Origin of the sequence: Rhodococcus sp. BUPNP1 (genome assembly GCF_002215235.1) — a bacterium.
Lineage (GTDB): Bacteria > Actinomycetota > Actinomycetes > Mycobacteriales > Mycobacteriaceae > Rhodococcus.
The window spans coordinates 311,901-331,356 of record NZ_NERM01000002.1; the positions used below are offsets into that span (position 1 = coordinate 311,901).

A 19,456-nucleotide genomic window follows, 5' to 3' on the forward strand; every position below is an offset into this window, starting at 1 on the left:
ATTTCCGACGATGACCACCCTTCCCGAGAACGCCCGTACCGTTCGCGACGAGGACGCCTTCGACGTCGACGTGGTCGCAGCCTGGCTCGCCGAGAACGCGGGCATCGCAGGGGTGCCGGAGGTCCGCCAGTTCTCCGGCGGCGCATCCAATCTCACCTACCTGCTGCGCTATCCGGATCGCGATCTCGTGCTGCGTCGCCCGCCCGCCGGGGCGAAGCCGTCGTCGGGTCACGACATGGCACGCGAGTACCGCATCCAGTCGATGCTCGCGCCGGTCTACCCCTACGTTCCCACCATGGTCGGCCTGTGCACCGATCACAGCGTGCTCGGCAGCGACTTCTACGTCATGGACCGGGTTCCCGGCACCATCCTGCGTACGAATCCGCCCACGCAGCTCGACCTCTCCGAAGCGGACACCCGCACCCTGTGCCTACGCATCGTCGACCTGCTCGTCGAACTGCACGGCATCGATCCGGAGTCCGCAGGACTGTCCGGTCTGGGTCGCGGATCCGGCTACGTCGCACGGCAGGTCGCGGGGTGGACGTCGCGCTACGCCAAGGCCCGCACCGACAACGTCCCCGACTTCGCCCGCGTCACCGAGTGGCTGGCGGCGCGGCAGCCGCAGGACGTCGCGCAGACCGTCATCCACGGTGACTTCCGGCTCGACAACATCGTGCTCGACGAGAACGATCCGTTGAAGCCGCTCGCGGTGCTGGACTGGGAGCTGGCCACCATCGGCGACCCCCTGATGGACCTCGGCTCGTCGCTCGCCTACTGGGTCCAGGCGGACGACGACGACATGCTGCTGCTGACGAAGCGTCAGCCGTCCGATCTGCCCGGCATGCTCACCCGGCAGGAGATCGTCGAATACTATTCCGAGCGAACCGGACTGCCGGTGGACGGCTGGGGATTCTACGAGGTGTTCGGACTGTTCCGCCTCGCCGTGATCGCCCAGCAGATCTACTACCGCTACCACCACGGCCACACCACCAATCCGGCCTTCAAGGACTTCTGGATCGTGGTCGGCTACCTCGAATCCCGTTGCAGTGCATTGATCGATCGATACGAGAAGGAGAGCCGATGAGCCGCCCGCAGCGACGGAACATCCTCATCACCGGTGCGAGTTCCGGCCTCGGTGCCGGAATGGCGCGTGAATTCGCCGCTCGAGGAAGGAATCTCGCACTCGCCGCCCGGCGCGTCGAACGGCTCGAGGAGCTGCGGGACGAATTGCTCGCCGCGCACCCCGGTATCACGGTGAGCGTGCGCGCCCTCGATGTGAACAAGCACGACGACGTGTTCACCGTCTTCCGCGAGTTCGACGAGGAACTCGGTGGTCTCGACCGGGTGATCGTCAACGCCGGCCTCGGCAAGGGACAACCACTCGGTACCGGCTACTTCCGGGCAAACGCCCAGACGGCGAACACCAACTTCCTCGGTGCACTGGCGCAGAGTGAAGCGGCCCTCGAACTCATGAGGCCCCGTGGGCGCGGGCACGTCGTACTCATCTCGTCCATGAGCGCGGTGCGGGGCATGCCACGCAACCTGACGACCTACGCCGCGTCGAAGGCCGCCGTCGCCTCGCTCGGTGAAGGGATGCGGGCCGACCTGGCGGACACCGACATCTCGGTGAGCACGATCTTCCCGGGCTACATCCGGTCGGAGATCAACGAGAAGGTGAAGAAGGTCCCGTTCATCGTCGACACCGAAACAGGGTGTCGCGCACTGGCGGCTGCGATCGAGAAGGAACCGGCCAAGGCGTACGTGCCGGGCTGGCCGTGGATTCCGCTCGGCTACGCGATGAAGGTGCTGCCGCTGTCGGTGATCCGGAAGATGGCGTAGGCGGGTCCGGAACCCGCACAGTGGGAACGACGAAGGCCGCACCCCGGTGAGGGATGCGGCCTTCGTCGGAAATACTGCCGGAGAACGACTTACGCGTCGGCTCCGATGATGAACGCCTCGAGCTCGGCACGAGCCTTGTCGTCGGCCATCTGGACCGGCGGGGACTTCATCAGGTATGCCGAGGCCGGGAGGATCGGGCCGCCGATGCCGCGGTCCTTGGCGATCTTCGCCGCGCGGATGGCGTCGATGATGATGCCGGCCGAGTTCGGGGAGTCCCAGACCTCGAGCTTGTACTCGAGGTTCAGCGGGGCGTCACCGAAGGCGCGACCCTCGAGGCGGACGTACGCCCACTTGCGGTCGTCGAGCCACTGCACGTAGTCGGAGGGGCCGATGTGCACGTCGCGGTCGTGGACCTTGCCGGCGAGGGGGCCGTTGAGGTTCGACGTGACGGCCTGGGTCTTGGAGACCTTCTTCGACTCCAGACGCTCGCGCTCGAGCATGTTCTTGAAGTCCATGTTGCCGCCGACGTTGAGCTGGTACGTGCGGTCGAGCACGACACCGCGGTCCTCGAACAGCTTCGCCATCACGCGGTGGGTGATGGTGGCTCCGACCTGCGACTTGATGTCGTCGCCGACGATCGGGACACCGGCGTCGACGAACTTCTGCGCCCACTCGGGGTCGGAGGCGATGAACACGGGGAGAGCGTTGACGAAGGCGACGCCCGCGTCGATGGCGCACTGCGCGTAGAACTTGTCGGCCTCCTCGGAACCCACGGGGAGGTAGGAGACGAGAACGTCGACCCGGGCGTCCTTGAGCGCCTGAACCACGTCGACGGGCTCCGCGTCGGACAGCTCGATGGTCTCGGAGTAGTACTTGCCGATGCCGTCGAGCGTGTGGCCGCGCTGGACGGGCACACCGAGCGGCGGCACGTCGGCGATCTTGATGGTGTTGTTCTCGCTCGCGAGGATCGCCTCGGACAGGTCGAATCCGACCTTCTTGGCATCCACGTCGAACGCGGCGACGAACTGGACGTCGCGCACGTGGTAGGAACCGAATTCGACGTGCATCAGGCCGGGGACGGTGGTCTCGGCGTCCGCATCCTTGTAGTACTCGACGCCCTGGACCAGGGAAGAGGCACAGTTCCCCACGCCCACAATGGCCACGCGCACCGCGGTGCTGTTCTCACCCATGGTCGGGTTCTCCTTCTTTGTTGCGTGCTGCTGACGACTGCTCGGCGGCGATGAGTTCGTTGAGCCAGCGGACTTCGCGCTCGCTGGACTCGAGGCCGAGCTGATGGAGCTGACGGGTGTAACGATCGAGTGTGCCGCTGGCCCGTCCGATCGCATCGCGGAGCGCTTCTCTGCGCTCCTCGACCTGGCGGCGCCTGCCTTCGAGAATTCGCATCCGCGCTTCGGCGGGAGTGCGACCGAAGAAGGCGAGGTGCACGCCGAATCCGTCATCGGTGTAGTTCTGCGGTCCCGTGTCGGCGACCAGCTCGGTGAAGCGTTCTCGACCCTTCGGGGTGAGCTGGTAGACGCGGCGGGCACGTCGCTTCACGGGACCGGGAGTTCCCGAATCCTCTTCGATGAGGCCGTCCGCCTGCATTCTCCGCAGAGTCGGATAGAGCGACCCGTACGAGAAGGCGCGGAAGGCCCCGAGAAGCCCGGTCAGACGCTTGCGCAGCTCGTAGCCGTGCATGGGCGATTCGAGGAGGAGCCCGAGTATCGCCAGTTCCAGCACGGGTCACCTCCTGTTTCCGTTCGAACCAACCGATTGATACGACGCAGAACTATATCGCGCCGATATATACGACGATACGCCCCACACGGTTCGTGTCACGTCCGGTTGCGGACGACCGCCTCCTCGGGGCCCGATCGGAAATGCATCGGTACCGCCTCGACCACCCGACTTCGATGTCCGGTGGGCCACTCCGCGCCCATCGCCGCATCGCCCGCACGTACTCTGGAAGCCGTGCGAATTCAGCGGCAGGTGGTGGACTACGCGTTGCAGCGACGCTCGCTGCTCGCCGAGGTCTACTCGGGGCGGCGCGGAGTCAGCGAGGTCTGCGACGCGAGCCCCTATCTGCTGCGGGCGGCGAAATTTCACGGACGGGGCAGCGATGTGATGTGCCCCATCTGCCGTAAGGAGCAGTTGACCCTCGTCTCGTGGGTCTTCGGCGACAAACTCGGTCCGGTGTCCGGGTCGGCGCGCACTCCCGAAGAGTTGGTGCGTCTGGCCGCCAGCCAGGAAGAATTCTCGGTTCACGTGGTCGAGGTGTGCCGTACCTGCAGCTGGAATCACCTGGTGCAGTCGTACGTCCTGGGATCGCAACCCGCCCCCAAGAGCCCGCGTCGCCGGTCGACGGGATCGAGCCGTCGTACCGCCAGCGAGTGAAGGGGTACCGGCAACGTGCCCGTACGCTTTCTCGTGGAGTTCGCTCCTGGGTCCGACCCGCACGACCTGATCGTCGCGTCGTCCGCTGCGCACAATCGTCGATCGGCTGCCGTCCGCCGGCATCGCCGATCGGCCGTTCGTGGAGCAGTGTCGAGGCCGCGGCGTGATGCGTCGCGAGAACAGTTGGAGATGAGTACGTGAGTTCCCCCGACAACGAACCCGAGGACAACAAGGCCGTTCCGCCCCAGCGCGGCGGTCCCGCCGGGCCGCAGCCCGGGCAGCAACGTCCCGGTCCTCCTGCCGGTGCCGGTCAGGGACAGCCGGGTCCGGGGCAGCCAGGCCCGGGACAGCAGCGCCCTGCTCAGGGACCGGTGCAGGGCCGTCCGTTGCCGCCGCAACCGCGACCGCAGGGTCAGCCGGGAGCACAGGGTCAGCCGGGTGTGCAGGGACAGCCGGGTCGACCGGGCGGACAGCCCGGCCCCGCAGGTCAGCAGCCGCCGCGCCCCGGCGGCCGGCCGCCGTACCCGCCGCAGGCTCCCGGTCAGGGGCAGCGCCCTCAAGCCCCCGGTCAGGGACCGCGCCCTCAGGGTCCCGTCCAGGGACAGCGTCCTCCCGCTCCCGGTCAGGGTCCGGGCCCCCAGCAGGGCCGGTCGGGACAGCCGTACCCGCCGCGCGGACCGGTACCCGCTCCGGGCGCCAACCAGCCGCGCAACCCGAACCAGTCGTTGCCGCCGCGTCCCGGCACGTTGCCGCCCGGCGCGGTGCCTCCCGTCCAGCGCACGCCGCAGGCCGATCCGACCGTCGCCATGCGTCCCGGAGCGGACGCACCAGCTGGGCAGCGTCCCGGAGCGGACGCGGCAGCACAGCGTCCCGGAGCGGACGCACCAGCTGCACAGCGTCCCGGAGCGGATGCCCCGACGCAGCGGGTCTCCGCTGCGATGGGTGCGAGCGCGGCAGCGGGTGCTGCAGGGACTGCGAGCGCGGCGAACGATGCACCCACGACGCGCGTCGCCGGCGGCCCGCCCGCAGGCGGACCTCCCACCGTTCCGCCCGGGGGCGGTTCGGGTGGCGGCGCCGGCGGTGGAAAAGGCGGCGGCAAGAGCAACCGCTGGCGCACGATCCGCCGGATCGGGTACGTCGTGGTCGCCGCCGGCATCCTCGTCCCGATCCTCATGTTCATGCTGGCGTACGTCGTCCAGGACGTGCCGCGCCCCGGTGAGCTGCAGACGAACCAGGCTGCGACCATCTACAACTCCGACGGCGAGGGCGTCATCACGAAGGTGATCCCGCCGGAGGGCAACCGCACCGAGGTCGAACTCGACGCGATTCCCGTGCACGTCCGCAACGCCGTGCTCGCTGCCGAGGACCGCGATTTCTACAGCAATCCTGGCTTCTCGGTCACCGGCTTCGCGCGTGCCGCCCGCGACAACGTGCTCGGCCGCGACAGCGCCGGTGGTGGTTCGACCATCACCCAGCAGTACGTGAAGGTCGCCGTCGTCGGTTCCGAGCGGACGTTGACGCGAAAGCTCAAGGAGCTGGTGCTGTCGACGAAGATGGCGAACCAGTGGGCGAAGGACGACATCCTCGCGGCCTACCTCAACACCATCTACTTCGGCCGCGGTGCCTACGGCATCGCCGCGGCGTCGAACGCGTACTTCGGCAAGCCCGTCGGTGAGCTCACCGTCGAGGAGGGCGCCGTTCTCGCGTCGTCGATCCAGCTGCCGTCGCTGCTCGATCCCGAGCAGAACCCCGAGGGCGCGGAGGCGCGCTGGAACTACGTGCTCGACGGCATGGTCGCCGCCGGCACGCTCGATGCGGCCGAGCGGACGGGTATGAAGTACCCGGCCTACGTGCCCATCGCGGAGCTCGACAACGGCGACCAGTCGTCCGGTCCCGAAGGCCTGATCAAGAACCAGGTGCTCGCCGAACTGTCCCGCGAGGGCATCGACGAGAATCTCCTCAACACGGCCGGTCTCCAGATCACCACGACGATCGACCCGCAGGCCCAGCAGTCGGCGGTCGAGGCGGCGCAGAGCAATCTCGAGGGTGAACCCGAGGAGTTGCGTACTGCGGTGGTGTCGGTCGATCCCCGGTCGGGGGCGATCCGCGCCTACTACGGCGGTGAGAGCGGTGTCGGTTACGACTTCGCCCAGTCCGGTCTGCAGACGGGTTCGTCGTTCAAGGTGTTCGGCCTGGCCGCCAATCTCGACCAGGGCGTGCCGTTGTCGCAGACCTACGACAGCGGTCCGCTGACGGTCAACGGCATCAAGATCGGCAACGTCGAGGGCGAGTCGTGCGGGCAGTGCACCATCGCCGAAGCGCTCAAGCGGTCGCTGAACACGAGCTTCTACCGGATGATGCTCGAGATGGACAACGGCCCGCAGGCCATCGCCGACATGGCGCACAAGCTGGGCATCGCGAAGGAACTGCCGGGCATCGGTGAGACGCTCACCGAGCCGGGTGGCATCGGCCCCAACTACGGCATCGTGCTGGGCCAGTACCAGTCGCGCGTGCTCGACATGGCCTCGGCGTACGCCACGCTCGCGGCGTCCGGTCGTCATCACGAGCCGTACTTCGTGCAGAAGGTCGTGACGTCCGACGGTGAGGTGCTCCTCGATCGCGGTACCCCCGCCGGTGAGCAGGTCGTGGACGCGGCGGTGGCCGACAACACCACCTCCGCGATGACCCCGATCGCCGCGTACTCGAACGGGCACGCCCTCGCCGGCGGCCGCCCGTCCGCAGCGAAGACCGGTACCGCCCAGCTCGGCGACACCGGCTCCAACAAGGACGCGTGGATGGTCGGCTACACGCCGTCGCTGTCGACCGCGGTGTGGGTCGGCACCGAGGAGGGCCTGCCCCTCGAGAACAGCTGGGGCGGCATGATCTACGGCTCGGGCATCCCGTCGGACATCTGGAAGGACACGATGGACGGCGCTCTCGAGGGCACCGACGTCGAGTCGTTCCCGAAGCCGGAACCGATCGCCGGTGTCTCCGGCGTGCCGGCGTGGACCGCGTCGACGACGGCGCCGGCCACCCGTGAGGAGACCACCACCTCGCGTGTCGTGCCGAGCCTTCCCGAGGTTCCGGAGATCACCACGCAGAACGTGGAGATCTTCCCCGGCGTCACGATCCCTGTTCCGGGTGTCGCCCCGCAGACGACCACCCAGAACGCGCCCTCCCGTCCCGGCACCGGCGGTCAGCAGGAGGAGAGCGAGGACACCGGCGGCGGAACCGGCGGCGGTGGTACCGGCGACGACTCCGACGAGGGTGGATCGCCTCCGCAGAACCGCATCCCGGGACTCGAGAGCCCCGCGATCCCGGGCGCGCAGGGAGGCGGATTCCAGGGCGCGCAGGGCGGTAGCCCCCAGGGCGCGTTCGAATACGCTCCGGCCGGGTAGCCTCGCCGCGTGAGCGACGACCGGGGATCCGACGCCCGGCCGGTGGTGTCCGCTGCACCACCGGCCGAGGATCGTCGTTCCCTGGACTGGCGTGACACCCCCGGGCGTACCGACCCGACGGTGTCGCGCCTGACCGCCGTCATCGGCGGTCCGGTGGGCCGGCACGCCGTGCTCGGGCGCACCCGCTTCTTCACTCCCCTGCGGGCGATGTTGCTGCTCGCGGTCGTCTTCCTCGCCTTCGGCTGGTTCACGAAGGCGGCCTGCGTCCAGCAGGGACCTGTCGGTCCCGACGGTGCGCTCGGCCTGGACTGGAGCGGCAACCGGCAGTACGTGGCGATGTGTTATTCCGACATCGTTCCGCTCTACGGTGCCGAACGGCTCGCCGAGGGCGCCTTCCCGTACCGGACGTCGTGGGAGGAACCCGGTCCCGACGGGCAGATGCAGACCCGGTACATGGAGTATCCGGTGCTCGCGGGTCTCTACCAGTACGGCTCGATGCGCATCGCGAAGGCGTGGGACGCCACGCCGTGGTTGCCCGACGCATTGCAGGTCGCGATCTACTTCGCCGTCGTCGCAGTCGGTCTCGCGCTCGCCTGGCTCGTCACTGTGTGGGCCACCGCGATGTCGGCGGGCCGCAGGATCTGGGACGCCGCACTCGTCGCCGCGTCACCGCTGGTCGTGGTGCACGCCTTCACCAACTTCGACGCCCTGGCCACGGCCTTCGCCGCCGGTGGCCTGCTGGCGTGGGCCCGCCGTCGACCGGTTCTCGCCGGCGTGCTGCTCGGCCTCGGTGCGGCGACGAAGTTGTATCCCTTGCTGTTGCTCGGTCCGCTGCTGGTGCTGTGCCTGCGGACCGGCCACCTGCGGTCGTTCGCCCGCACCGCGGGAGCGGCCGCGGCGGCGTGGCTGGTGGTGAATCTGCCGATCATGGTGCTGTACCCGCGCGGATGGGCGGAGTTCTTCCGGCTCAACTCCGATCGCGGAGCGGACCCGGATTCGATCTACAACGTGCTGCACTCGTTCGTGGGTTGGCCGGCCTGGTCGGCCTCGACCTTCAACGGGGTCTCGCTCGTGTTGTTCGCCGCGGCCTGCGCCGCGATCGGGTGGATCGGGCTCACCGCGCCGCGCCGCCCCCGCCTCGCGCAGCTGTGTTTCCTCCTCGTCGCGGCCTTCCTGCTCACGAACAAGGTGTGGAGTCCGCAGTATTCGCTGTGGCTCGTGCCGCTCGCCGTGCTGGCCGTACCCCACCGGCGCGCACTGGTCGCCTGGATGACGATCGATGCGCTGGTGTGGGTTCCGCGCATGTACTACTACCTCGGTCCCGATCGGAAGGGGCTGCCGGAGCAGTGGTTCACCGCCACCGTCTTCCTGCGCGACGTCGCCGTCGTGGCACTGTGCGCGGTCGTGCTGTGGCAGATCCGGCGTCCGGTACGGGATCCCGTGCGATACGGCTTCGTCGACGATCCGGTCGGTGGCGTGCTCGACCAGGCTCCCGACCGTCCGCCGCGGTGGTTGCCCGCCAGGTTGCGGCCTGCTCACCATCGGGTCACGAGAGAAGAATCATCCGAACGATGTATATCGGAGGCTTCGCCGGCGCCCTAGGCTCGGGAACGAGCACGAGGGGGGAGAATGGCGAGCGGCGGACGGAGATTCGGAGCGGGGACGGATGTCACCGCATCACAGTTCACGACGTGTGAGCTCGCGTGGATGGTCGCGGCCGGCGACGCCACCGCGATCCCACGACTCCTGCACGACCTGCATCCGCTCGTGATCGCCTACTTCCGGGCCCGCGCGAAAGCCGCCGGAGGTACTTTCGCCGACGCCGATCGTCTCGCCCTGGCCGCCTGCCGGGCGATCCTCGCCGAACTCACCGCCCCGTCCGGGGCCGACCGGCCCTTCCTGCGGTTGGCCTACACGGTGGTCGTCGACGCGGCCGATGCGGAGTTCGTGAACCCGCGGGCCTTCCCTCTGACCCGGCTCCAGCAGGAGATCCTCATCCTGCGCACCATCGTGGGCCTCGACTCGCGGCAGACCGCGGTGGCTCTCGCCGTGGCGCCGGGGCGGGTCGGTGTCGAGCAGCACGCCGCGCTGAGTTCCCTGCGCGCAGCCTGAAACAGGGCCGGCGGAGTCCACGCCCACAAACGAGTGGACGAACCACACCTCTCAGGACGATTTGTCGTTAATATCCGATTCGTCACTTCTGGCTACGGGACTGTCGGGGACCTGTCGACCGCGCCTTGGAGGTTCGCCGTGCCCTGCACTTCCGACGATCCCTGACCTCACGCGCGCCGGCGCGTCACCGCTCGTGCGACGTCACATCCGTGCGGTGTCACCACTCCTCCAGCGTCGTCAGGCCGTCCTGGAGCGCGCGTGCCAGCAGACTCGCCTTCGTCGAGGCATCCCGCCCGGCTGCCGCGTACTTGAGGCGGATCCGCTGCAGGTGCGTGTTCAACGTGCCCACCGAGATGAACAGCCGCCTCGCCGCTTCGGTCTTCGAATCCGCTGCCAGCCAGGTGAGCAGAACTTCCCTCTCACGGGCGCTGAGCAGAGGCCGCACGAGGCCGCCGACACGCATGTCGTGGAACGAGGACGAACGGTGCTGAGCGTTCACGGCGAACCGCCTCTCGGCTGACGAAGAGTCTGGGAGCCGGCGCGAATGCGCCACCCCGAATCCTCGTCGCCGTCGGTGCGAAGACCTACGCCCGCGCGCGATCCCGTACGAAATCCGTACAGCCATACATTGCTGACCTGCGGAAACGCAGATCCTTCCCGAGGGAACCGTAGATGACGGAAACAACCGTGGAGGCGGCCGACCCGACCTCCATCACCTCCCGGGCCGAGTTCGGCCGGGCCCTGACCGCCCTGCGAATCCGAGCGGGACTGTCCATCCGTGACGTCGTCGACGCGTCCGGGGCGCTGCACGGCACGGTCGCCGGATGGTTCTCCGGACAGCACCTGCCGACCCGCGCCAGCGAGCCGGCCTTCCGCGCCGTGCTCGCGGCGTGCGGGGTCGCCGACGAGACCGAGGCGGACACCTGGATCGCGGCTGCGCGTCGCGCCCGGCAGGCACGGACCAAGCGCCGGGACACCGGCCCGGCCCCCTATCGCGGTCTGTCCTCCTTCGAGGCGGAGGACGCCGAGTGGTTCTTCGGTCGCGACGACATCACCGAGGACGTTCTCCGCCGGATCCGCACCGCGGTCGCCGGGCAGGGGCCGAGGGTGATCCTCGTCGTCGGTCCTTCCGGCGCGGGCAAGTCGTCTCTGCTGCGGGCCGGTGTCGCTGCCGCCGTCGGTTCCGACGAGACCGCTCTCCGCGACTGGACGCCCGTCGTGCTGACCCCCGCGTCGGCAGGACCGGACAAGCTCGCCGGCGCCCTGGACGTCGAGCACCCGACCGTTCTCGTCGTCGACCAGTTCGAGGAATTGTGGACCGCCGGGGAGGAAGAGGACCGCCACGCCTTTCTCGCACACCTCGCGCAGCCGTCCGACGACATCGTCGTGGTCCTCGGGCTCCGGGCCGACTTCTACGGACTCGCCGCACGGGAACCGCACCTCGTGCCGATCCTGGAGTCCGGGCCCGTCGTCGTCGGCCCCATGTCGGCGGCCGAACTCGAATCCGTCATCGTGCAACCGGCGGCCAAGGCGGGGGTGACCGTCCCACCGGAACTGGTGAAGGTGCTGCTGACCGATCTCGCTCCCCGCGCGTCGCGGGCGAAGGACGAGCCCGGCACACTCCCCCTGCTCTCCCACGCGTTGCTGCGGCTGTGGCAGCGGGCCGAGCGCCGGACACTCACCGTCGCCGACTACACCGCGGTCGGCGGTATCTCCGGCGCGGTCCAGCAGACCGCCGAGGAGTCGTACTCGGAACTGACCGCCGAACAGCAGCGACTCACGCGCCGGGTGTTCCTGCGTCTCGTCAACGTCGACGACGACACCCAGACACGACGACGCACTCCCCGCAGCGAACTGGCGTTCGGGGACGTCGACGCCGTGGACGAGATCGTCGACCGTTTCGCCGACGCCCGCCTCCTGACGGTCGACGAGGATTCCGTCCAGCTGAGCCACGAGGTCCTCCTCACCGCGTGGGACCGGCTGCGCGGCTGGATCGACGCCGACCGGGCGGGCCTCGCGGTCCATCGCGAACTCACCCGTGCCGCGCAGGTGTGGGAGGACAGCGGCCGCGACGACACCACCCTCCTCGGCGGTGGCCGGCTCGTCCTCCACGACGACTGGAGTCGTGTCGATGACAACGCCGACGCGCTCAACGACACCGAGCGGGAATTCCTCGCCCGCAGCGTCGCGCACCGGGACGCCGAGGTCGAGGCGGAACGTCGCCGGACCAGGGTGCTCCGACGGCTCGTCGGCGCCCTCACCGCGACGGCGGTGATCGCCCTCGTGCTCGTCGTCGTCGCCACCGCCGCCGGAATCAGCGCGCGCACCGAACGCGCCGACGCCCAGCGCGCACGCGACGACGCGATGTCGCGCCAGATCGCGACCGTCTCATCGCAGTTGTCGGCCACCGAACCCGCCCTCGCCGCCCAGTTCGCGCTGGCCGGATACCGTGTCGCCGACACCGTTGAGGCGCGCTCGGCGCTGCTGGACACCACCGGTGTGCGAACCCCCGTGCGTCTGACGGGACCGGCCGGCCCCCTCCAGGCGCGCAGCACACCCGATGGGGGCACTGTGGTCAGTGCCGCATCCGACGGCACGGTGCGGTTGTGGGCGGTGGGCGAGACCGGACCGTCGATCACCCCGACCGCGGAATTCGGTGCGGGAGACGGCGCCGCCGAACTCTATGCCCTCGCCGTGTCACCGGACGGCGACTCCGTCGCGGTGGGCGGTCAGGGCGGAATCTGGCTCTGGGACATCCGTGGTCGCACCTCCCCGCAGCAGCGGGCGGTGCTCGCCGACTCCGACCACACGGCGTATTCTCTCGAATTCTCTCCGGACGGACGGCAACTCGTGGCGGGAACGGGATCCGGCACGGTGCTGCGATGGAACACGGATGCCGGCGAGGTGAGAGCACTGCCCCCGCTCGATCATCCGGCCGAAGGTGCCGTGTACCCGGCGTTCTCGCCCGACAATCGGTGGCTCGTCGTGGCCGGCAGGCAGATGTCGCTGCGGGTGTGGGACGCACGGACGCAGGATGCCGGCACGCGACCGGTGTTCGAGACGCTGCCGGACGGCGGCACCGAACATCTTCTGTCGGTGGCATTCTCGCCCGACGGACGCACGGTCGCGGCCGGTACCACCGGACGTCACGTATTGCGTTGGGACATGGTCGATCCCGCGACGCCGGTACCCCTGGCCGCCCTCGAGGGATTCACCAGTTATGTCAACACTGTCGCGTTCGCTCCGGACGGTCGTCGTCTGGTCGCGGGCAGCTCCGACAACACCGTCCGCATCTGGGCGGACGGAACGACTCCCGACGCCGCCGAATCGATCACGACACTGCCCGGTTCCAATCCCGTGACCTCGGTCGTCTTCGCCGACGAGGGTCGCGCAGTGCTCACTGCGGCACTGGACGGCTCGGTGGGATGGTGGGCGGTGCCCGGCCCGGTCCTGCCCGCGGACGAGGCCGTCTACGTCACTCCCGTCGATGCGGACGGCACCCTCGTCCTCTTCGGTCAGGGAAGGACGAATGCCCTGCCGCTGTGGGGCATCGCCGATCCCGGTGCGGCGGTGGAACTGCCGTCCCTGAGTCCGCCCGTCGAGGACCGGTTCAGCGGTGCCGCAGCACTGTCGAAGACCGGATCGCTCGCTGCTGCGGGAACATCCGGCGGATCCGTGCACCTGTGGGATCTGACGGACCCTGCGGCGCCGCAGTTCGCCGGGACCGCCGAGGGCGTCGTCACGGGCGTCGTCGGAGTGGTCGAGTTCGCTCCCGACCGACCAGTCGTGGCGGTGGCGGCGACGGAGGACGAGAAGGTTGCGATCGTCGACGCCTCCGATCCGGCTGCTCCGCGCGTCGTCGGCACCTTCGAGGCGGACGACTATCCGTACATGCTGTCGTGGCATCCCACCGCCGACATCGTGGCCGTGGCGAGCGCCGGTGGCCTCGTCGAACTGTGGGATCTCTCGGATCCCGCCGAGCCGACGCGGATCTCCGAGCTGTCCGGATTCGAGAGTCAGGCGCAGACGGTCGCGTTCGGTGGCGACGGAGAGATCCTGGCCGCCGCGAGCGCCGACCGCAGTGTGCGACTGTGGGATGTCGCGGACCCTGCCGCCCCACGTGAACTGGCGCGGATCACCGGGCCGGCGGACGCGGTGTACTCGCTGCACTTCTCCCCTGCCGGAGATCGTCTCGCGGCCGGCGTCGGCGACGGGTCGGCGTGGATCTGGGACGTCACCCGACCGGACTCCCCTACCACCCACGCGGTGCTCACCGCCTACGGAAGCCGGGTCTACGACGCGACCTTCGCGCACGACGGAGCGGTGCTCGTCGGAGGCGGCCCGGACCTTTCCGTGCGGCTGTGGCAACTCGATCCCGAGACCGTCGCGGCAACACTGTGTTCCACGGTCGGGACTCCGGTGACCGAGGAGGAATGGGAACGGCACCTGCCGGGTGTGCCCTACCGGCCGCCGTGCGGCGACACGGCGTGAATCGGGAGTCGCGGAAGATGTTCCGACCGAGCCGGATTCATCCGATTGCAGGATACGCACGCGCCGCGCGGTGTGGGAATGTCCTGGTGGGGGATTCAACGCATCGATCATCGGAGGAAGCATGTCTCGTATTCGCAGGTCGGGTCTGCGCGCGGTTCTGACGGCCGCCACGGTGGCGGCGGTCGCATTCGGTGCGCCCGTTGCCGCTTCGGCCGCTCCCACCGGCAGCGCCGGCAGCAACGATCTGCCGGGCAGTGTCGCCGATCTGCCCGGCAGTGTGTCCGAACTGCCCGGCAGCGTGGTGGATCTGGGTGGACGAGCGATCGATCTGGGCAGTGCGATCCTGGGCAACGGGTCGTCGCTGCCGACGACGCAGAAGTGCGACCAGTCGCGACAGTCGGGAGGGGAAGGTGTCACCAGCACCTACCACGAGCTGGGTCGAAGTGGTCCCACGTCGTTCCTGCTGGACTGGGAGACCTTCGACGTTCCCGACCGAATCCAGGTGTTCTACGGTGGTTCCCAGATCCACGACACCGGTCGTATCGGTGACAGCATCAACGAAGGCACCGGATCGGCTGTGGTGAACGTGCCGGCCGGGAGTGCGTCCTCGGTTCTCGTCCGAGTGACCGGTGAGCCCGGGACGGCGTGGGAGTACACGGTCAACTGCCCGGTCCTCTGACGGTCAGATCCGTAGGGCGGTGAACGGCGCGACCGGGATGTTGCGCACGACGAACCACACCGCCGTCAGGACCAGCACGAGGTGCGGGGTCCACCGGTATCGCGTCCACCGCGGCATCGGTGTGCCCCGCACCCTGCTCGACGTCCACAGACCGAAGACCACGGTCACCACGCCCAGCGCGACGAGACCGAGGGCGTTGTAGCGCAACGCTGCCGGTACGTCGAGATGGACGAGCGAGTACAGCATCCGTGACGAACCGCAACCGGGACAGAGGATTCCGAACAACGAGTAGGTGGGGCACGGCGGAATGATCCCGCCCGGCGTGGTCGGGTCGGCCCACGCCACCGCGGCGCACACCGCGACCGCGCCCACGGCGATCGCCATGGGGGCTGCGAGCGCGCGCCTCGTCCTCATCGCACCGGGCGCTCCTCGAGCCGGGCGCGCACCCCGGGCCATTCGTCGTCGGTGAGGGAGAACAGGGCGGTGGTCCGCCAGCTGCCGTCGCGGCGCCTGCGGTGCTTGCGGAGCAGACCCTCCTCGGTGGCACCGAGCCGGCGCAGGGCGTCGCGCGAACGGGTGTTGCGTTCGTCGGCGTGCCAGGTCACGCGTACGGCCCCGAGGTCGTCGAAGGCGCGCTGCAGCAGAAGCAGTTTCGACTCGCTGTTCACGTGGGTCCGCTGCACTCGGGTCGACAACCAGGTGTAGCCGATCACCAGTGTGCGGTGGGCGGGTTCGAGGAGGTAGTAGGACGTCGACCCCAGCACCTCACCGGTCGCCCTGTCGACGATCGCGTAGGGCAGCCGGGACGGATCGGCCATGGCCTGGCGCACGAACGTGCGCGCGTCGTCGAGGTCGCGGATCACGAGGTGCGTCCAGGCGAAGATCGTGTCGGGATCGTCGGCGGCCTTCAGCAGTCCTTCGGCGTGCGCGTCGTCGAGGGGCTCGAGTCGGATCCGGGGACCCTCGAGGAGGGGATGTTCCGTCCAGTTGTCGTTCATCGCGTTCTCCCGGTCGTCGTCGGACGGCGAGCGTAGTCCGTCCGTTCCGTCTTCTGCCACGGAGTTCTGGGTGGGACGCGCAGGAAGACGAAGAACAGCACGACCAGCAGGACCGCGCGTCCCCACACCCCGATGTGGACGAGGGTGAGCGGCACGGCCATGTCCGCTTCGCCGGCGGTCGCGGCGAACCACCGGAAGATGCCGATGCCGATGGCGAGATCGGCGAGGAGATAGGCGGCGACGAGCCCCCACGGCACGCGCAGCAGGATCAGCAGCGGCAGCAGCCACAGCGTGTACTGCGGTGAGTGCACCTTGTGGAAGAGCATGAACCCGCACAGCATCGCGGCACCGGTACCGAGCCACGGATAGATGCCGTCGCGGAGGTATCGGCGCCATCCGAGCCACAGTGCGAGCGCGAACGACAGCGCGATCAGCGTCGGCGACAGCTGGGCGACGAGGTCGTTGTACTGGGGGGTGTTCTCGTATTCCTGGTAGCCGCCCATCAACGGCCGCAGACCCCAGTACCAGATCGAATTGCTGGTCCCGTCCGCTTCCCGGTTCTGCTGGAAGGCGAACGACGCCCGCCAGCCCTCGTAGCCGAGGATCGCGAAGGGCAGGTTGATCGCGGCGACCGTCGCCGCCGCCGTGCCCGCGACGGCGAGGGCGCCGGGGACGTCCCGCTTCCGGTCGGGTGAGCTCCCGCCGGTGAGGACGTAGGCGATGAGCGGCAGCGCGAAGATGCCCGGATAGAGCTTGAGACAGAAGCCCACGCCCAGCAGTAGCGCGGCGACCACTCCGCGGGTCCGCAGCGACCAGCGTTCGATCGTCAGCACCGCGACGGCGGCGACGGTGACCGCCACGACCGGCAGGTCCCAGTTGAGGAAGGCGTAGAGCACGATCGGCGGAGTGAGCGACCACAACAGCGCCGCCCATCCCGCCATCCGGGCGAGCAACCACGCGGTGATCAGCCCGAAGGGGGCGAGCAACAGCGCCGACTGCAGGAGGAACTCCGCGTCGGTGTGGGCACCGATCGCTCCGATCCACATGAGCACCCCGCTGAGCACGGGATATTCGACGGTGCCTCCGGTCAGTGCCCCCGACGAGGTGATGCCCCCGTCGACGAAGGGGAAGACGTGGAGGTTGATGCCGCGGCCGATCCACAGCTGCTGGATGTCGGAATAGCAGACGTCGGCGTCCTTGATGTCCTCGAACCGCAGCGTGCGGCCCTCGGCGTCGAAGGTGGGGCCGGCGCACCGGGCCTTGTTCAGGTAGCCGAAGCACATCATCACCGCGCACGTCAGGACGGCGACGAGCGAGACGGTCCCGGAGCTCGTGCGCATGCCCTCACCCTAGGACAAATCCCCTGCCCGCGACGGTCGGCGATTTCGCTGGTCGCCGGGCCGTCGTGTACCCTTCATGGGTTGCTGACGCAACGACCCTCCTGTCACGGAACGTCCGTGACCGTTCACAGTCCATAGGAGGTGATGAGGTCTTATGCGTCATTACGAATTGATGATCATCCTGGACCCCAGCCTGGACGAGCGCACCGTCGCTCCCTCGCTGGAGACGTTCCTCAACGTCATTCGCCAGGAAGGCGGCAAGGTCGACAAGGTCGACGTGTGGGGTAAGCGCCGTCTCGCCTACGAGATCGCCAAGAACAGCGAAGGCATCTACGCGGTGATCGACATCAGCGCGACGCCTGCTGCCGTTGCAGAGCTGGATCGCCAGCTCGGCCTGAACGAGTCGGTGCTCCGCACCAAGGTTCTGCGCCACGGCAAGTGAGCCTGTCGGCGCCGGGCCGTAGGCTCTGGCGCATCAGGACTCCCCACACTGCAGGAGGAACCACATGGCAGGCGACACCGTCATCACCGTGGTCGGCAATCTGACCGCCGATCCCGAACTGCGTTTCACCCCCGCGGGTGCTGCGGTTGCGAACTTCACCGTCGCATCCACGCCCCGCGTGTTCGACCGTCAGTCCAACGAATGGAAGGACGGCGAGGCTCTGTTCCTGCGCTGCAACATCTGGCGTGAGGCAGCGGAGAACGTGGCCGAGAGCTTGACTCGCGGCTCGCGTGTGATCGTGCAGGGCCGGCTCAAGCAGCGCAGCTACGAGACGCGTGAAGGCGAGAAGCGCACTGTCGTGGAGCTCGAGGTCGACGAGATCGGCCCCTCGCTCCGTTACGCCACGGCCAAGGTCACCAAGGCCGGTCGCGGTGGCGGTGGCGGAGGCTTCGGTGGTTCCTCCGGTGGATCGGGCGGTGGCCGTCCCGCTCAGAACACGAACGTCGGCGGAGACGACCCGTGGGGCGACGCCCCGCAGTCGGGCTCCTTCGGCGGTTCCGGGGACGACGAGCCTCCGTTCTGATCCGACCTCGATCGGAACATCCAAAATTACGGAGAACGACCATGCCTAAGTCGCCCGCGCGCGAGAAGGTTTTGAAGAAGAAGGTCTGCACCTTCTGCAAGGAAAAGAACGTGCAGATCGATTACAAGGACACGACGCTGCTGCGCAAGTACGTCAGCGATCGCGGCAAGATCCGCGCTCGCCGCGTCACCGGCAACTGCGTGCAGCACCAGCGCGACGTCGCTGTTGCTGTCAAGAACTCTCGTGAGGTGGCTCTGCTCCCTTACGTCTCGACGACTCGCTGAGGAAAGGGAGGGACACGATGAAGCTCATCCTTACTGCTGACGTGGACAACCTCGGTGCGCCTGGCGACACCGTTGAGGTCAAGGACGGCTACGGCCGCAACTACCTGCTGCCCCGCGGCCTGGCGATCGTCGCCACCCGCGGTGCCCAGAAGCAGGTCGAGGGCATCCGCCGTGCTCAGGAGGCTCGCGCCGTGCGTGGCCTCGAGCACGCCCAGGAGCTCAAGGCCGCCATCGAAAGCCTCGAGGACGTCTCGCTGAGCGTCAAGACCTCGAGCGACTCGGGCAAGCTGTTCGGCTCGGTCACCGCTGCCGATGTCGCCGGTGCTCTCAAGGCTGCCGGTGGCCCGGTTGTCGACAAGCGCATCGTCGAGCTGCCCAAGGCTCACATCAAGGCGACCGGCAAGCACCAGATCGTCGTGAAGCTGCACCCGGACGTCACCGCGAAGTTCACGCTGAACGTCGTGGCTGCCTGATTCCGGCCCCGAGGAGCCCCGCGCCTGGTCGGCGTGGGGCTCCTCGTCGTCTGTGCACAGCCTGTGGATAAACAGGGGGTAAACCACACCGTTGTGACTCCTCGGAATGTCGTTCGGGGAACGAATGGGTGAACACGCCCGGCCCTCCGACACGCCGAGATTCTTTTTCTCCACAGGTGTGAACAGGCATTTTTCCGCTCCTACCTGCAGTTACGGGAGATGTGAGATGTGTTGTCCCCAGGTTGTGCACATCCGGTGCACAAGGCTGTCCTCCTCTTTCCACAATTCATCCCCAACTGTGTGCACAACCCGAGTTGTGGCGGGCCATCCGGATCCCTAACGTCGGGCGCACGACTCCACACACAGGATGTCGGTAGGGGCGAGTAGAACCGGACACGAAACCCCGGGTACCGACACCGGGAG

18 protein-coding genes are annotated in these 19,456 nt (G+C 68.4%); 12 read left to right on the forward strand and 6 right to left on the reverse strand.

The genetic code is table 11. The annotated features are described in order from the left end of the window. The first annotated feature begins 10 nt into the window (after nt 1-10). Both B9C99_RS03315 and B9C99_RS03320 read left to right on the forward strand, forming a co-directional pair. Nucleotides 11-1,084 carry a phosphotransferase family protein gene (locus B9C99_RS03315; protein ID WP_088896945.1) on the forward strand — a complete coding sequence of 358 codons (1,074 nt, stop codon included), beginning with the start codon at nt 11-13 and terminating at the stop codon, nt 1,082-1,084. Then, on the forward strand, nt 1,081-1,839 hold the full coding sequence (locus B9C99_RS03320) for an SDR family oxidoreductase (protein ID WP_016694959.1): 759 nt from the start codon (nt 1,081-1,083) through the stop codon (nt 1,837-1,839). Before B9C99_RS03315 ends, B9C99_RS03320 begins: the two co-directional genes overlap by 4 nt. A gap of 89 nt (nt 1,840-1,928) precedes the next feature. Here the strand turns inward: B9C99_RS03320 and B9C99_RS03325 are convergent, their stop codons facing one another. Beyond that, entirely contained in the window at nt 1,929-3,029 is a 1,101-nt protein-coding gene (locus B9C99_RS03325; protein WP_088896946.1) for an inositol-3-phosphate synthase, read from the reverse strand. Beyond that, entirely contained in the window at nt 3,022-3,579 is a 558-nt protein-coding gene (locus B9C99_RS03330) for a PadR family transcriptional regulator (protein WP_016932952.1), read from the reverse strand. The genes B9C99_RS03325 and B9C99_RS03330 overlap by 8 nt, the downstream gene beginning before the upstream one ends. 231 nt (nt 3,580-3,810) lie before the next feature. On the opposite strand from B9C99_RS03330, the gene B9C99_RS03335 reads away from it, so the two are divergent. From B9C99_RS03335 to B9C99_RS03350, 4 genes are all read left to right on the forward strand, one after another. Beyond that, nucleotides 3,811-4,233 (forward strand): DUF5318 domain-containing protein, encoded by a 423-nt coding sequence (locus B9C99_RS03335; RefSeq protein WP_172414849.1) that lies wholly within the window; start codon nt 3,811-3,813, stop codon nt 4,231-4,233. Between the two features lie 725 nt (nt 4,234-4,958). Beyond that, nucleotides 4,959-7,631, forward strand: coding sequence for a transglycosylase domain-containing protein (locus tag B9C99_RS03340; protein ID WP_088896947.1), 2,673 nt, complete (start codon nt 4,959-4,961; stop codon nt 7,629-7,631). A gap of 9 nt (nt 7,632-7,640) precedes the next feature. Beyond that, nucleotides 7,641-9,233, forward strand: coding sequence for a glycosyltransferase family 87 protein (locus B9C99_RS03345; protein ID WP_088896948.1), 1,593 nt, complete (start codon nt 7,641-7,643; stop codon nt 9,231-9,233). A 27-nt stretch (nt 9,234-9,260) separates the two neighbouring features. After that, nucleotides 9,261-9,743, forward strand: coding sequence for an RNA polymerase subunit sigma-24 (locus B9C99_RS03350; RefSeq protein ID WP_088896949.1), 483 nt, complete (start codon nt 9,261-9,263; stop codon nt 9,741-9,743). A 217-nt stretch (nt 9,744-9,960) separates the two neighbouring features. Here the strand turns inward: B9C99_RS03350 and B9C99_RS26080 are convergent, their stop codons facing one another. Continuing rightward, nucleotides 9,961-10,242, reverse strand: a complete 282-nt coding sequence (locus B9C99_RS26080) for a response regulator transcription factor (protein WP_016692179.1) — start codon at nt 10,240-10,242, stop codon at nt 9,961-9,963. A 173-nt stretch (nt 10,243-10,415) separates the two neighbouring features. On the opposite strand from B9C99_RS26080, the gene B9C99_RS03360 reads away from it, so the two are divergent. Next, entirely contained in the window at nt 10,416-14,234 is a 3,819-nt protein-coding gene (locus B9C99_RS03360; RefSeq protein ID WP_253249963.1) for a helix-turn-helix domain-containing protein, read from the forward strand. A gap of 121 nt (nt 14,235-14,355) precedes the next feature. Further along, a complete protein-coding gene (locus B9C99_RS03365) occupies nt 14,356-14,913 on the forward strand; it encodes a hypothetical protein (protein WP_088896952.1) in 558 nt (185 codons plus the stop codon). Nucleotides 14,914-14,916: 3 nt separating this feature from the next. On the opposite strand, the gene B9C99_RS03370 is transcribed toward B9C99_RS03365, so the two are convergent. The 3 genes from B9C99_RS03370 to B9C99_RS03380 are packed head-to-tail and all read right to left on the reverse strand — an operon-like array spanning nt 14,917 to nt 17,197. Next, on the reverse strand, nt 14,917-15,327 hold the full coding sequence (locus tag B9C99_RS03370; RefSeq protein ID WP_216359286.1) for a DUF2752 domain-containing protein: 411 nt from the start codon (nt 15,325-15,327) through the stop codon (nt 14,917-14,919). Next, entirely contained in the window at nt 15,324-15,911 is a 588-nt protein-coding gene (locus B9C99_RS03375) for a GNAT family protein (protein ID WP_088896954.1), read from the reverse strand. Before B9C99_RS03375 ends, B9C99_RS03370 begins: the two co-directional genes overlap by 4 nt. Further along, nucleotides 15,908-17,197 (reverse strand): glycosyltransferase 87 family protein, encoded by a 1,290-nt coding sequence (locus tag B9C99_RS03380; protein ID WP_253249966.1) that lies wholly within the window; start codon nt 17,195-17,197, stop codon nt 15,908-15,910. The genes B9C99_RS03375 and B9C99_RS03380 overlap by 4 nt, the downstream gene beginning before the upstream one ends. A 208-nt stretch (nt 17,198-17,405) precedes the next feature. Between B9C99_RS03380 and rpsF the strand changes: the two genes are divergently transcribed. From rpsF to rplI, 4 genes are all read left to right on the forward strand, one after another. Next, a complete protein-coding gene (gene rpsF, locus B9C99_RS03385) occupies nt 17,406-17,693 on the forward strand; it encodes a 30S ribosomal protein S6 (RefSeq protein WP_006550802.1) in 288 nt (95 codons plus the stop codon). A 64-nt stretch (nt 17,694-17,757) separates the two neighbouring features. Continuing rightward, nucleotides 17,758-18,276 carry a single-stranded DNA-binding protein gene (locus B9C99_RS03390; protein ID WP_006550801.1) on the forward strand — a complete coding sequence of 173 codons (519 nt, stop codon included), beginning with the start codon at nt 17,758-17,760 and terminating at the stop codon, nt 18,274-18,276. Nucleotides 18,277-18,317: 41 nt separating this feature from the next. Next, nucleotides 18,318-18,560 carry a 30S ribosomal protein S18 gene (gene rpsR / locus B9C99_RS03395; RefSeq protein WP_006550800.1) on the forward strand — a complete coding sequence of 81 codons (243 nt, stop codon included), beginning with the start codon at nt 18,318-18,320 and terminating at the stop codon, nt 18,558-18,560. Nucleotides 18,561-18,577: 17 nt separating this feature from the next. Beyond that, complete coding sequence (gene rplI / locus B9C99_RS03400; protein ID WP_088896956.1) at nt 18,578-19,033, forward strand: 50S ribosomal protein L9; 456 nt, start codon at nt 18,578-18,580, stop codon at nt 19,031-19,033. Nucleotides 19,034-19,456 lie beyond the last annotated feature (423 nt).